The sequence below is a fragment of the Limnohabitans sp. INBF003 genome, assembly GCF_055396645.1.
Window position 1 is genome coordinate 2,529,848 of sequence record NZ_AP029222.1, and the last position, 14,239, is coordinate 2,544,086.

Annotated in this window: 12 protein-coding genes; 5 read left to right on the plus strand and 7 right to left on the minus strand. The window is 57.9% G+C overall.

The window, feature by feature from the left end; genetic code table 11:
* Window positions 1–7: 7 nt before the first annotated feature.
* From pstB to pstS, 4 genes are all read right to left on the minus strand, one after another.
* Entirely contained in the window at window positions 8–787 is a 780-nt protein-coding gene (gene pstB / locus ACZ5VE_RS11590) for a phosphate ABC transporter ATP-binding protein PstB (RefSeq protein ID WP_464455313.1), read from the minus strand.
* 24 nt (window positions 788–811) lie between these two features.
* On the minus strand, window positions 812–1,660 hold the full coding sequence (gene pstA / locus ACZ5VE_RS11595) for a phosphate ABC transporter permease PstA (RefSeq protein ID WP_464455314.1): 849 nt from the start codon (window positions 1,658–1,660) through the stop codon (window positions 812–814).
* A 21-nt stretch (window positions 1,661–1,681) separates the two neighbouring features.
* Entirely contained in the window at window positions 1,682–2,668 is a 987-nt protein-coding gene (pstC, locus tag ACZ5VE_RS11600; protein ID WP_464455315.1) for a phosphate ABC transporter permease subunit PstC, read from the minus strand.
* Window positions 2,669–2,777: 109 nt separating this feature from the next.
* Window positions 2,778–3,794 carry a phosphate ABC transporter substrate-binding protein PstS gene (gene pstS / locus ACZ5VE_RS11605; RefSeq protein ID WP_464455316.1) on the minus strand — a complete coding sequence of 339 codons (1,017 nt, stop codon included), beginning with the start codon at window positions 3,792–3,794 and terminating at the stop codon, window positions 2,778–2,780.
* Between the two features lie 356 nt (window positions 3,795–4,150).
* On the opposite strand from pstS, the gene ACZ5VE_RS11610 reads away from it, so the two are divergent.
* Window positions 4,151–4,669: a DUF4010 domain-containing protein gene (locus tag ACZ5VE_RS11610; RefSeq protein WP_464455317.1), complete on the plus strand. Its 519-nt coding sequence runs from the start codon at window positions 4,151–4,153 to the stop codon at window positions 4,667–4,669.
* 86 nt (window positions 4,670–4,755) lie between these two features.
* On the opposite strand, the gene ACZ5VE_RS11615 is transcribed toward ACZ5VE_RS11610, so the two are convergent.
* Window positions 4,756–6,981 (minus strand): PhoX family protein, encoded by a 2,226-nt coding sequence (locus tag ACZ5VE_RS11615; protein ID WP_464455318.1) that lies wholly within the window; start codon window positions 6,979–6,981, stop codon window positions 4,756–4,758.
* Between the two features lie 182 nt (window positions 6,982–7,163).
* On the opposite strand from ACZ5VE_RS11615, the gene ACZ5VE_RS11620 reads away from it, so the two are divergent.
* The 4 genes from ACZ5VE_RS11620 to ppx all read left to right on the plus strand — a co-directional run bounded on the left by ACZ5VE_RS11620 (window position 7,164) and on the right by ppx (window position 11,485).
* Complete coding sequence (locus ACZ5VE_RS11620; RefSeq protein WP_464455319.1) at window positions 7,164–8,207, plus strand: ArsJ-associated glyceraldehyde-3-phosphate dehydrogenase; 1,044 nt, start codon at window positions 7,164–7,166, stop codon at window positions 8,205–8,207.
* 1 nt (window position 8,208) lies between these two features.
* Window positions 8,209–9,495 (plus strand): organoarsenical effux MFS transporter ArsJ, encoded by a 1,287-nt coding sequence (arsJ, locus tag ACZ5VE_RS11625; RefSeq protein WP_464455320.1) that lies wholly within the window; start codon window positions 8,209–8,211, stop codon window positions 9,493–9,495.
* A 23-nt stretch (window positions 9,496–9,518) separates the two neighbouring features.
* Window positions 9,519–9,851, plus strand: coding sequence for an ArsR/SmtB family transcription factor (locus ACZ5VE_RS11630; RefSeq protein ID WP_464457493.1), 333 nt, complete (start codon window positions 9,519–9,521; stop codon window positions 9,849–9,851).
* 131 nt (window positions 9,852–9,982) lie between these two features.
* Window positions 9,983–11,485 carry an exopolyphosphatase gene (gene ppx, locus ACZ5VE_RS11635; RefSeq protein WP_464455321.1) on the plus strand — a complete coding sequence of 501 codons (1,503 nt, stop codon included), beginning with the start codon at window positions 9,983–9,985 and terminating at the stop codon, window positions 11,483–11,485.
* A gap of 152 nt (window positions 11,486–11,637) precedes the next feature.
* Here the strand turns inward: ppx and ACZ5VE_RS11640 are convergent, their stop codons facing one another.
* On the minus strand, window positions 11,638–12,099 hold the full coding sequence (locus ACZ5VE_RS11640; protein WP_464455322.1) for a SixA phosphatase family protein: 462 nt from the start codon (window positions 12,097–12,099) through the stop codon (window positions 11,638–11,640).
* Between the two features lie 5 nt (window positions 12,100–12,104).
* Window positions 12,105–14,189: a polyphosphate kinase 1 gene (gene ppk1 / locus ACZ5VE_RS11645; RefSeq protein WP_464455323.1), complete on the minus strand. Its 2,085-nt coding sequence runs from the start codon at window positions 14,187–14,189 to the stop codon at window positions 12,105–12,107.
* Window positions 14,190–14,239: the final 50 nt, after the last annotated feature.

Genomic DNA, 14,239 nt, shown 5'->3' on the forward strand with positions numbered 1-14,239 from the left:
CTCCTGATCAGCCGAAACGGCCGGTGATGTAGTCTTCGGTCTCTTGACGGGCAGGCTTCATGAAGATTTGCTCGGTCTGCCCGAATTCAACCAACTCGCCCAAATACATGTAGGCCGTGAAGTCCGACACACGTGCTGCTTGTTGCATGTTGTGCGTCACGATGGCCACGGTATGGTCTTTTTTGAGCTCGCTCACCAGCTCTTCCACCTTGGCCGTCGAGATCGGGTCCAGCGCAGAAGTGGGTTCATCCAGCAAAATCACAGAAGGCTTGACGGCCACGGTGCGCGCAATGCACAGGCGCTGCTGCTGGCCCCCCGACAAAGACAAACCGCTTTGACCGAGTTTGTCCTTGACTTCGTTCCAGATCGCCGCCTTGGACAATGCCCACTCCACGCGCTCGTCCATGTCGGCACGGCCCAATTTTTCATAAAGGCGAATGCCAAAGGCGATGTTGTCGTAAATTGACATCGGGAACGGCGTGGGTTTCTGGAACACCATGCCGACACGGGCGCGCAGCAAGTTCAAGTCCTGCTTGGCATCCAGCACGTTCTGGCCATGCAGGTTGATCTCACCTTCGGCACGCTGGCCGGGATAGAGGCTGTACATGCGGTTGAGCGTGCGCAGCAAAGTCGATTTGCCGCAACCCGAAGGACCGATGAAAGCGGTGACCTTGTTCTCGGCAATGTCGAGGTTGACGTTTTTCAGGCCCTTGAAGGTGCCGTAGAAAAAATTCAGATTGCGAATTTCAATCGCATTCTTCAATGGCAATGGTGAAGTTGCAGGCATGTCAATTCCGATTCATTCAAAAAATTAGGCTTGGGCTTTGTCGCGGAAAAAAACGCGCGCCAGGATGTTCAAAATCAGCACCGTCAAGGTGATCAGCAAAGCGCCACCCCAAGCCAGTCGGACCCAGTTGTCGTAAGGGCTCATGGCGAACTGGAAGATCACCACGGGCAAGTTGGCCATGGGGGCGTTCATGTCGGTCGAGAAGAACTGGTTGTTCAGCGCGGTGAACAGCAACGGCGCTGTCTCGCCGCTGATGCGGGCGAGCGCCAGCAGCAAGCCCGTCATCACACCCGACTTGGCCGCACGCAGCGTGATGAAGGTCGCCACCTTCCAGCGGGGTGCACCGAGGGCAAACGCCGCTTCACGCAAACTGCCAGGCACCAGACGCAGCATGTTTTCGGTGGTGCGAACCACCACAGGCACGGCAATCAACGACAATGCCAGCGAACCGGCCCAACCGGAAAAGTGCTGTACCTGCGCCACCAAAATGGCATAAACAAACAGGCCCAAAACGATCGAGGGCGCCGACAGCATGATGTCGGTCACAAAGCGCGTCAGCTCGGCGGTTTTGCTCTGATCGCCGTATTCGGCCAGATACACCCCGGCAAAAATGCCGATCGGCGTGCTCACAAAGGCTGTGACCAGCACCATCATCAAGCTGCCCACAATGGCGTTGGCCAGACCACCACCGTCCGAGCCGGGTGCGGGTGTGGATTGCGTGAACATGGCCCAATCGAGCGCAGCGATACCGTTCGAAAACAGCACATACAAGATCCACAGCAAAACGAACAAGCCAAGACCCATGGCCATCATGGACAAGGTCAGTCCGACCCGATTGGCCAGCTGCCTGCGTTTGTAAATTTTCAAATCCATCAAATTTCTCCTGTGCGGTGCTCAGCTTTTGGTGCCTTTGGCTTTTTCTGCACGGATCAACATGATCTTGGCAATGCTCAAGACAATGAAAGTGATCACGAACAGCAAGAAGCCCAATGCAAAGAGGGTGGACAAGTGGAAGTCTGCAGCCTCGCCGAATTCATTGGCCAAGGTGGAGGCGATGGTGGTGCCTGGCGAAAACAGCGATGCACTCAGGCGCTGCGAGTTGCCAATCACAAAGGTGACGGCCATGGTTTCACCCAGTGCGCGACCCAAGCCCAGCATCACGCCACCGATGACGCCTTTTTGGGTGTAGGGCAACACAATGCTGCGCACCACTTCCCATGTGGTGCAGCCCAAGCCGTAAGCCGACTCACGCAAGATGGGCGGCACGATTTCAAACACATCGCGCATCACCGCGGCGATGAAAGGCAAGATCATGAACGCCAAAATGATGCCTGCAGCCAAAATGCCAACGCCATTCATGGCCCCGCCGAACAGGCTGCCGATGATGGGCATCTGCCCCAAGGTCGACTGCAAGGCAGGCTGCCCGTACTCGGCAAACAGGGGGGCAAAAATGAACAAACCGAACATGCCGTAAATGATGGACGGCACTGCCGCCAACAATTCAATGGCCGTGCCCAGAGGCCGGCGCAAATAAGTGGGGCAGGTTTCAGTGAGGAACAAAGCAATGCCAAACGACAAGGGCACTGCAATCACCAGTGCGATGACCGCGCTGACCAAGGTGCCAAAAATGGCAATGGCTGCACCGAACTCGTCGTTGACGATGTCCCACTCAACGCGCCAGATGAACTGGAAGCCGAACTTCGACAGCGAAGGCCAGGCGTTGATGAGCAAAGAAATGATGATGCCCATCAGGGCGAACAAAACCAGAAGGGAAAAGCCCAAGGTGATTTTGTGAAAAAAGAAATCCTGGATGCGTTGTCGCTTCACGACGGACAGCATGTTTTGATCGGGCACTTGGCTGGCCGTTTCGATCGAGCCCATAGTTATTCCTTGTGACAACTGCATCGCAAATACCACTGTTTTGAGCGACGACCTCCCACCCACACGGGTGAGAGGTCGGTGAAACCTGCAGGGCAGGCTTCAACTCGGTTTACTTGATTTCGGACCAGACCTTGGTGCGAATCTGGCTGGTCAGGCTATCAGGCAATGGCACGTAGTCCATGTCCGCTGCCATTTTTTTGCCATTCTTAAAAGACCAGTCAAAGAACTTCAGGACTTCGTCAGAAGCCGCTTTGTCGCTTGGCTTTTTGTACATCAGGATGAACGAAGCGGTGCTGATGGGCCAGCTCTCGTTGCCCTTGGCATTCACCATGGACACGCCCATGCCGGGCACGCTGAACCAGTCGGCACTGGCCGCTGCGGCTGCAAACGTCAGATCATCCGGGCTCACATACTTGCCAGCGGCGTTTTGCAACTGCAAGAAATTCATGTTGTTTTTCTTGACGTAGGCGTATTCCACATAACCCACAGCGCCTTTGACGCGGTTCACGTTGGCGGCCACGCCTTCATTGCCCTTGCCACCGACGGACGAGTCCGCTGGCCACTTGACCGCAGCACCCTTGCCCACTTTGTCAGCCCAAGCTTTGCTGATCGAAGTCAGGTAATCGGTGAAGTTGAACGTGGTGCCCGAACCATCGGCACGGTGCACAACAGTGATGGCTTGGTCAGGCAACTTCTTGCCAGGATTCAAAGCGGCCAATTTGGCATCGTTCCACTTGGTGATGACGCCCATGTACACCTCGGCCAGCACGGGACCGGTGATGCGCAATTCGCCGGGCTTGAAGCCTTCCAGGTTCACGACCGGCACGGTGCCACCCACGATGGCAGGAAACTGGACCATGCCGTCTTTGTCCAGATCAGCACCAGACACGGGCGCATCCGAAGCGCCAAAGCTGACGGTCTTGGCGCGAATTTGCTTCAAACCACCGGAAGAGCCGATGGATTGGTAGTTCAGGCCCACGCCGGTGGCGGCTTTGTAAGCCTCGGCCCATTTGGCATAGATGGGGTAAGGGAATGTGGCGCCTGCGCCTGTGATGTCGGCAGCCCATGTGGTGGCAGCCACCACACTCAGGCCAATCGCAGCGATGGCAGATTTCATTTTCAACATGTCAACTCCTGGTTCAGGGTGATAAATATTCGGGATTCGAACGGGTGCTCACTCGAGCGTCTTTGCACCTGTCTCCACTCTATCCATCAATTGTGACAATGCCGTGTCAGAAAACCCATTGTTTTGATGACGAACAAGGGCCGGATCCTCTAAAACTTGGTTCAAATCAAGTTTCTAACCTCCTTTAGGGCTAGGCTCATGCGTCTTTCTGTTCTCAAAAAGCATCAAATGTCGAGCTTTCCCTCTGTTTCGGTTCTTTTTGATCTTTCTGTGGCTTTGGGCATTGGCCTGCTGGTCGGGGCTGAAAGAGAACGCCGCAAAGGCCATGGCCCTTTGCGGCGCTCATCGGCATTGTCTTGACGGTACTGCTGGCGCAACGCGAGCGCATCCACCAGTTCGTGCGCCAAGCCATGACACAACAAGAGCTGGAAGACTTGATTGTCTTTCTGGCTTTGGCCATGATTGTGTTGCCATTGGCACCCGATGAATTCACCGGCCCTTTCAACGCGGTCAACGGGCATCAATTGACACGTTTTGTGATCCTGATGATGACCATTGGCGCCTTGGGCCACGTCTTCAGAAGCTTGCTGGGACACCCCGGGAGCTTGGCTTGGGCTGGTTTTTTGGGTGGTTTTGTGTCGAGCACAGCCACCGTGGCCACCATGGGCGTGCTGGTCAAGCAGAACCTGATTTCTCACCCGCAAGCACAGGCTTGCATCTGGCTGGCCGTGAGCGCCAACAGCCTGAGCAAAGCCTTGATGGCCGCACTGGTGGGTGGCAAAGCCTTTGCGATGCAGTTTTTGCCCAGCCTGTTCACCCTCATCGCGGTGGTCTGGCTCGGTGTGCTGGCGGTGAATGTCCCGTTTTTTCGCTGAGCCCAACACAGCGCGGCAAAAAAAGGCCACGCACGTGGCGTGGCCTTGGTGTCACCCGGCAAACGGGCCAAGCTTGCAGGTCGTGTTTACAAGCCGATCACACCGCCGTCTTTGCGCGTGATGACGATCGTGGCTGAACGTGGCCGGCCTTTGACGCCCACGCCCTGGCTGCCTGGCCAGGTGCTTTGAGGTGCCACGCCTGTAGACAAGGCTTTGGACAACTCGCCCGGATGCTGAATGTTCACGAACAAAGTGCGGCCATCTGCGGTTTCGGTGATGCCCGTGACTTCGGCGCCAGCAGGCGACACCAGAAAACGGCGCAATTTGGCCTCACCCAAAGCAGCCCCCAGAAAAGTCTCCTGGGTGCCGGTTTGCTCGACGCCATTGACCACCATCTTGTTTTTGACAGTGACCTTGCCACCATCCCCCACCTGACCCGGAATCGCGGCCAGCAGCATGCAATTGGTCTCATCGGTGTAGGCGTTATCGTCCGTCTGGATCCAGCAGATGCCAGTGGCTTTGCTGAACCACAGGCCATCCGGCGAAGAAAACGCGTTCTTGGCGGTCAGGCCTGACAAGTTGGCATCCGTCATGTCTTCTTCTGCACCAAACAAAAAGATGTCCCAGGCAAAAGTCTTGGCTGTGCTTGTGTGGCCCGACTCCCTGAAGCGGATGATGTGACCGTTGGGATTGCCTGCCAGTTTTTTGCCATCCAGATCCATGTACGCACGCGGGTTGGCCGCATCCACCTTGGCGGGCGTGCGGTTGACGGCACTGTTGTTGGTCAGTGAAAAGTAAATCTCGCCATTGCGGTGGTTGACGGCACCCCACTCCGGACGGTCCATCTTGGTGGCGCCCACCGCGTCTGCGGCATGGCGGGCATTGACCAACACATCGGCCTGGTTGGCAAATGTGTAAGCGCTGTGCTTGGCAATGCGCGGGTCGGCCATGTTCAGCTCCAGCCATTCCCCCTGGCCGCTCGCGTCAAAGCGCGCGACATACAGTTTGCCTTCACTCAGGTATTTGTCACCGGCCACCATGCCGCCACCCACATCACGCGGGTCCCACAAGGCAGCGGTCACAAACTTGTAGATGTATTCGTTGCGCGAGTCGCAACCCATGTAAAACGCCAACGGCTCGCCTGCTTTAGGCACCCCGCAAACGGCCGCTTCGTGGGCAAAACGGCCCATGGCCGTGCGCTTGGCTGGCGTGGCGTTGGGGGCCAGAGGATCGACCTCCACAATGAAGCCAAAGGTGTTGGCTTCGTTGCGGAAATCCTTTTCGGCGTTGGCACCCAAGGCCGCCAAGTTCCAGCGGGCAAAGCGGTCGTCAGTGGCAGACACGGTATACCAGCCTTGGCTCACGGCTTTGGTCGCGCCGGCAGCCGGGGCTGCTGCTGCCACACCGTAGCGCTTGCGCGATGCCACCTCGTTCGCTGACAAAGCCGCGCCTGCGCCAGTGGTTTGAAAGTAAAAGGCCCAATTTTCTTCGCAGCCCAAGTAAGTGCCCCATGGGGTTTTGCCATGGCCACAGTTGTTGAGCGTGCCACGGGTCATGGCCCCGGCCGTGTCCCAGCGGCTGACCATGAAGTTGCGAACCTGCTCGATGTGGGCACGTGGGCCGCTGACGCGCATGGGGGTCTGCGGCGTGATGCGGCGGTTCAGCGGTGAGTCTTGCTGAATGCGCCAGCCTTGTGGGGTCTTGACCATTTCGACCACAGAGATGCCATGGAGGTTGATTTCCTTGAGCACTTCCAACTCAGGGCGCGATCCCAGATCCCATTCGCCGAACTGGTCAAATTTTTTGCCGCTGACTTTGTTGGAAGTCTGGCCGTTGGGATGCAGGAAATGCGCATCGGCCGAGCTCTCGTGGTTCACACACAATACAGCGCGACCGGTTTCCTTCTCGGAATAACGGCCATTCGCATCGATGTAGTAAATGTCCATGCCGTCATGGTGATCACCAATGCGGCGCGACCAGTCGTCTGTCTCGGCACCCACGTTGGAATAAGCGGGCAAACTGGAATCCAGTGCATCACCCGTGGCGTGCAGCACGCTGTACTGGTAGCCAGGAGGCAACACCACGTTGTCGAGCAGGCTTTTGTCCACTGCCGCAAAACCCAAGGCGGCAGGTGCCGCGGCCATGCCGGACGTCACCGAGGCACAGCCGGGCAACATGGCCAGACCCGCCAGCCCCAAACCACCGCGCAACAAACCACGGCGCATGGGGTTTTGCAAGGACTGGGTCAAGACATCCTGAAAGTGGGCGTTATCAGAGGTGTTGCACACAAGGTCAATATCGGGATGGGACATGAAAAACTCCATTGCAGAAAAGCTTGATTTGAAGGCTTTTTCATGACAACTTGATGTCGAATTTCCTGAGCTTCAATGACAACATGGCGCTTGAATTCGCAAAGGTTCATGCGTCATGGGATCGTCACAAATCTATGGCAAAGTTCACGACGTTACATTTCCAGAATCATAGAAAGATTGTTATGAAAGTCGGTATCAATGGCATGGGCCGCATCGGTCGTTTGGCCTTGCGCGCGGCCATGGGCGCGGCCGAGCGCCAATCTGACGACCCCCGCGCAGGCAATCGCCTGGAGGTGGTGCACTTGAATGAACTCAAAGGCGGCGCAGCGGCCACGGCGCATTTGCTGGCCTTTGACAGCGTGCAAGGCCAATGGCGCGAACACATCGAAGCCGAGGGCGAGAGCCAAATCCGCATCGGCGCGCGCAGCTTGGGTTTTTCGTCGCACGCCAACCCGGCTGACATCCCCTGGGGCGATTTGGGTGTGGACCTGGTGCTCGAATGCACCGGCAAATTTCTGACACCTGAAACCATTCAGGGCCACCTGGACCGGGGCGCCAAGCGCGTGATCGTGGCAGCGCCCGTCAAGGTGGGCGATGTGCTGAACATCGTGGTGGGCATCAACCACACGCAGTACAACCCGTCCAAAGACCGCATCGTCACGGCCGCGTCCTGCACCACCAACTGCCTGGCCCCCGTGGTCAAAGTGGTGCACGAAGCCATCGGCATCAAGCACGGCCAAATCACCACCATCCACGACCCGACCAACACCAACTTGGTGGTCGATGCACCGCACAAAGACCTGCGCCGCGCCCGCAGCGCCATGACCAGCTTGGCTCCCACCACCACCGGCAGCGCCACCGCCATTGCCCTGATCTACCCCGAGCTCAAGGGCAAGCTCAATGGTCACGCCGTGCGTGCCCCGGTGCTGAACGCCTCGCTGACCGATTGCGTGTTCGAGATGAAGCGCGAAACCAGCGCGGAAGAAGTCAATGCCTTGTTTGAAGCAGCTGCACGCGGTCCGTTGGTGGGCATCCTGGGCTACGAGCCCCGCCCCTTGGTGAGTGCCGATTACGCCCGTGACACCCGCAGCGCCATCGTCGATGCCCTGTCCACGCTGGTGACAGACGGCACTTTGCTCAAGGTCTACGCCTGGTACGACAACGAAATGGGCTACGCCTGCCGCATGGTGGACTTGGCTTGCCACATGCAGGAAGTCGGCATCTGAGATGAGCGCCGCTGAACGCCACGATGGCAGCATCACCGCCGCCGAACGCAACTACGGCATCGTCACCGCCGCCTATTGGGGCTTCACCCTCACCGATGGCGCTTTGCGCATGTTGGTGTTGCTGCACTTTTACAAGCTGGGCTACTCGCCTTTCACACTGGCCTTTTTGTTCTTGCTGTACGAAGCTGCGGGCGTGCTGGCCAACCTGATCGGCGGCTGGCTGGCCACGCGCTTTGGCATTGCCCGCATGCTCAGTGTGGGCCTGATCACACAAATCATGGGCTTTGGCTTGCTGTCGGCCCTGCAGCCTGAATGGACCGCCAGCATGTCGGTCGCCTGGGTGGTGCTGTCGCAAGGGGTGTGCGGTGTGGCCAAAGACCTGACCAAAACGGCCAGTAAATCGGCCATCAAGATCACGCAGGCGCAAGCCAAAACCCAAGGCAACGGCCAGTTGTTCAAATGGGTGGCCTGGTTCACCGGAAGCAAAAATGCCATGAAGGGCTTTGGCTTTTTCCTGGGTGGCTTGCTGTTGGAAACGCTGGGGTTTCAGGGTTCGCTCTGGACCATGTCGGGCCTGCTGGCCTTGGTACTGATCGGCGTGGTGACCAGCTTGCCGCCCATGATGGGCAAGAGCAAAGCCTCCAGCTCGGCGCGTGAATTGTTTGCCAAAAACCAAGGCATCAACGCGCTGGCTGCTGCACGCGTGGCCTTGTTTGGTGCGCGTGATGTGTGGTTTGTGGTGGGCGTGCCGGTGTTTTTGTATTCGGTGGGCTGGACCTTCACCATGGTCGGCGGCTTTTTGGCGGCTTGGACGATTGGCTATGGTCTGGTGCAAGCGCTGGCCCCGCAGCTGGTGCGCCGCAGCGCCGACGGCTTGAGCCATGAGGTGCCCGCAGCGCGGTGGTGGTCGGCGGTGCTCACACTCATTCCACTGGGCATTGCGGCCGCCTTGTGGCTGCAAGTGCCGCAGCTGCAGTGGTTGGTGGTGGGGGGTCTGAGCCTGTTCGGCTTTGCCTTTGCCATCAACTCGTCGGTCCACAGTTACCTGATCCTGGCCTATGCAGGCTCTGAAAAAGCGGCCGAAGACGTGGGCTTTTATTACGCCGCCAACGCACTGGGCCGCTTCATGGGCACACTGCTGTCGGGTTTGTTGTACCAGTGGGGCGGCTTGTTGTATGCCTTGCTGGGGTCTGCGCTCATGCTTTTGGTGTGCTGGCTGACCACCTTGCGTTTGCCTGTGGGTTTGCTCGAGGACGCCACCCCCTCAAAAAAGACAGCCCACCAATGACCACCGACACCGTTTTGAACGCCATGGACGAGGACCTTGCCGTCAAGGCGCTGGCGGCTTTGGCACAAAGCTCGCGCTTGCGCGTGTTCCGCGCCATCGTGGGTGCAGGCCCTGAAGGCATGCAACCGGGCCAGCTGTCGCAAGCGCTGGAGGTCCCGCCCAACACACTGTCTTTCCATCTCAAGGAACTGCACCATGCGGGCCTTGTGAGCGTGCAACGCGAAGGCCGGTTCATGCGCTACCGCGCCGACATGCCCACCATGCAAAGCCTGGTCGGCTTTTTGACCGACCACTGCTGCCAGGGCGTGCCCTGTGTTGACATGCCTCCTGTGGCTTGTAGGCAGGACAACTGCTGAACAGCGGATAGCGCCACGTTGAAGCTTGGCGCTTGCGGTCAACACCGCAGTCAGACCAGCACGTTAGTCATCAAATCGACATACATTCGTCACATAATCTGAACTTCCCTTCGCCAACGTCAGCTGCCCTCATGCAAACCAAGTCCCTCTACGCCGCCATTGATCTGGGCTCCAACAGTTTTCGGCTCGAAATTGGTCAAATGGATGCAGGTCAGTTGCGGCGCGTGGAGTACATCAAAGAGACTGTGCGACAAGGCAACGGCCTGGATGCCGAGCGCAACCTGACAGACGAAGCGATGGAGCGCGGTTGGGATTGCTTGGCTCGCTTCGGCGAACGCATTGCAGGTTTCAGGCCCAGCCAAGTGCGTGCGGTGGCCACACAAACCCTGCGCGAAGCGCGCAACCGCGATGTTTTTCTGACCAAGGCCAAGCGCATTCTGGGTTTTCCGATCGAAGTGATCGCCGGCAAAGAAGAAGCGCGGCTGATCTATTTGGGGGTCTCGCACCTGTTGCCGCAATCCCCTGAACGGCGGCTGGTGGTGGACATTGGCGGGCGGTCCACCGAAATGATTTTGGGCCAGAACGAAAACGCCAGCACCCTGGAGTCTTACCGCGTGGGCAGCGTGGCTTGGTCGATGAAATTTTTTCCGGACGGGGTTTGGACCCCATCGGCCTTCAAGGCTGCCGAAATCGCGACCAAGGCCGTGCTGGACGAAGCCCTGGTCCTGTTCAATCGCAACCACTGGGACAAGTGCTACGGCTCATCGGGTACCGTGGGTGCCGTAGCCGATGTGTTGACCGCTTCAGGCTGGCCGGAAGGCAAGATCACACGCGAAGGTCTGGCTTGGCTCAAAGACCGCCTGCTCAAAGCTCAAAAACCGGACAACCTCCGGCTTGAAGGGGTCAAGGAAGACCGCAAACCCGTCATCGGTGGCGGTTTGGCGGTCTTGCAAGCTGTATTTGATTTGCTGCAAATCGATGAAATGCACGCGGCCCAAGGCGCACTCAGACATGGCGCGCTGTACGACCTGATCGACCGTGAAGGCATGCAAGATGTCCGATCATCGATGGTGGACTGGCTGGCCCAACGCTTTGGCACCGACAAGCTGCAGGCCGACAGGGTGTCCCGAACGGCTCAAAGTTTGCTGCAAGCACTCATGGTTGCCCCCCCCAACACACCGGCTGATGAACGCCAGCGCTATTTGCAAAAGTTGCACTGGGCATGCCAGTTGCACGAAACGGGCTTGCGCATCTCGCACAGCGATTACCACAAGCACGGTGCCTACATTCTGGACAACACCGACCTGCCCGGCTTTACCCTCGACGAACTGCACCGGCTGAGTCAATTGGTGCTGGGGCACCGGGGAAAATTGCGCAAACTTGAAATCGAGATGGAAGATGCCAGCTTGGTGCAGCAACTCATGGCCCTGCGCCTGTCGGTCATCTTGTGCCACGCACGCCGAGACCCTGACTTGTCGGGTCTGGACATCGCCTGCGATGCGCTGCGACGCACAACGCGACTCAAAATCAGCAGCGAATGGGCCGAGCTTTGGCCCCAGTCCGCACACCTGTTGCGAGAAGAAAAAACCGCTTGGCAAAAAACGGACTGGACGTTTCAGGTTCAGACAGATTAAACATTGGCCTGAGTACAAATCGGCGAGATGCAAAGCAAGCTGATTCGCGCTGGCTTGAGCGCATTGGCAGGCATGGCAGACACCCCTGCAAGAAGGCCTTAGCCAGTATTCCGACCATCCAGACTGGACGCCTAGCCCAAAACCGACGCCATTTACAGTTTTTCCGGACAGGTGACGGCCAAAAGTACCGTCTGGTCCAGTCCTTCCCGGCTACGCCTGCGCAACCACCAGACAGCGCCTTTGCGAATAGCGCATGCGTCATCCGGCATTTTCAGCAAATGCGCCATCACACCACCCAATGCGGGCTGATGCCCGACCAGCAAAACCGGGTACTTGGCATCAGGCCAGCCCGAAGTCTCCAGCACATCCTGAACCGAAGCGCCGGGTGACAAGGCATCACGCACTTTGTATTTCCGGCCCAAGGCACGCACCGTTTGCTCGGACCTGACGGCCGGGCTGCTCAAAATCCGGGTACCTTGTGGCAGCTGGTTTTCAAGCCAGACCGCCATGCGCTCTGCCTGTTTGCGCCCACGGGGCGTCAAGACCCGCTGCATGTCGTCTTCTCCGGGCTCTGCCTCATGGGCTTCGGCATGGCGCCACACAATCAAGTCCATCGCATTCACTCCTGTTGGGTGATCCCGCTGTAACGTGCCATCAAGGCGTTTTGGGCACCGTGACCGGGTGCAGTCAAGCCCACTCGGTGGTACTGCCCGTCTGGTGCCAGATCCCAGGCATCACGCCCATCATGCAGATAGGCAATCAGGCATTCATCGATGATGCGCTGACGCAAAGCCGGGTCCGTCACCGGCCAAGCCAATTCGATCCTGCGCGTCATGTTGCGGCTCATCCAGTCGGCACTCGACAGGTAAAGCGATTCGTCCTGGTCAGCGCAAAAGTAAAACACCCGCGAATGCTCCAGAAAGCGGCCAATGACCGAACGCACCCGGATGTTTTCACTCAGGCCCGCCACACCGGCAGGCAGCATGCAGGCCCCGCGCACGATCAGGTCAATCCTGGCACCCTTTTGCCCCGCCTCCAGCAAAGCCTCGATCAAAGGCTCATCGGTCAAGGCATTCATCTTGATCACGATGCGCCCCAAAGCACCTCGTGCGGCTGCATCGCCCACGGCTCTGATACGCGCTTGCATGTCGGCATGAAGCTGAAAAGGGGCCACCAGCAAACGCTTCATTTTGGGCAAACGGCTCTGGCTGGCCAAGTGGCCAAACAACTGGTCCATGTCCGAGGTGATGTCGGTATCGGCCGTGAGGTAGCTGATATCGGTGTACAAGGCTGCGGTGCGGCGGTTGTAATTGCCGGTCGACAAATGCCCATAACGCTTGAGCGAACGGCCCTCGCGGCGTGTCACCAGCAGCATCTTAGCGTGTGTCTTCAGGCCCACGATGCCATACACCACCTGCACGCCAATCGATTCGAGCTGCTCAGCCCAGTTGATGTTGGCCTCTTCGTCAAATCGGGCTTTCAGCTCCACCACCGCTGTGACTTCCTTGCCGCGGCGCACCGCCTCACGCAGCAAATCCATCATGGTCGGATCGCTGCCTGAGCGGTAAATCGTTTGCTTGATGGCCAGCACATTCGGGTCCATGACCGCTTCACGCAAAAAGGCCAAGACGCCGTCGAAAGTCTCAAACGGCTGGTGGATCATCACATCGCCCTCTTTGAGGCGCGCAAAGATCGATCCATGCTGGGGCACTTGCGCAGGAAAACTGGCTTTGTAGGGCGGAAACAGCAATTCGGGGGCATCGATCAAATCGATCAGCTGCATCAAACGCACCAAATTCACAGGCCCGTTGACACGAAACACCGATGGCTCTGGCAGCTGAAATTCTTTGCGCAAAAATTCCACCAACCTGGGCGAACAGTTGGCAGACACCTCCAGCCGAACCGCTTGACCGTAGTGACGGTGCTGCAGTCCTTGCCGCAAGGCCATGCGCAAATTGGCGATTTCGTCTTCGTCTACCGCCAGATCAGAATTCCGCGTGACGCGAAACTGCGAAAACTGTCCCACCTCACGACCCGGGAACAATTCGGCCAAATGTGCCCGAATCACACTGGACAGCATGACAAAGGCGGTGCTGCCATCGCACACCTTGGCGGGCAAGGGGATCAATCGGGGCAGCACGCGAGGCACTTTTACAATGGCGATCTCATTGGATCGGCCAAACGCATCCTTGCCCGACAACTGAACGATGAAGTTCAAAGACTTGTTGGCCACCTGAGGAAACGGGTGTGCAGGGTCCAGCCCCACAGGCACGAGCAAAGGCTGAACCTCACGCTGAAAATAGCTGCGTACCCATTGGCGCTGCGCTGCATTGCGCTCACCATGCGACAGGATGCGATAACCCTTGCGCTGCAATGCGGGCAGCAAATCATCGTTGTACAGCGCATATTGCCGTGCAATCATCGCGTTGGTTTTTTCAGCAATGGCCGCCAGACTCGCTGCGGTGTAATGCCCTGATTTCAAGCCCTGCAAACTGCCCATCACATGGGGCTCGGCTCGCACCTCAAAAAATTCGTCGAGGTTGGACGACACGATGCACAAGTAACGCAAACGCTCCAGCACAGGTACTTCCGGGCGGTGCGCCCAGTCCAGCACACGTTCATTGAAGGCCAGGATGCTCAGATCCCTGTCCAACAGGACAGGCCGATCGTCTGCAGATGAAATCGCGTCTTTTGAATGAACCATGGCACTGTGTAATGAATTGAAAAATCATTCTAAGAAGCCACCGTGTCAAT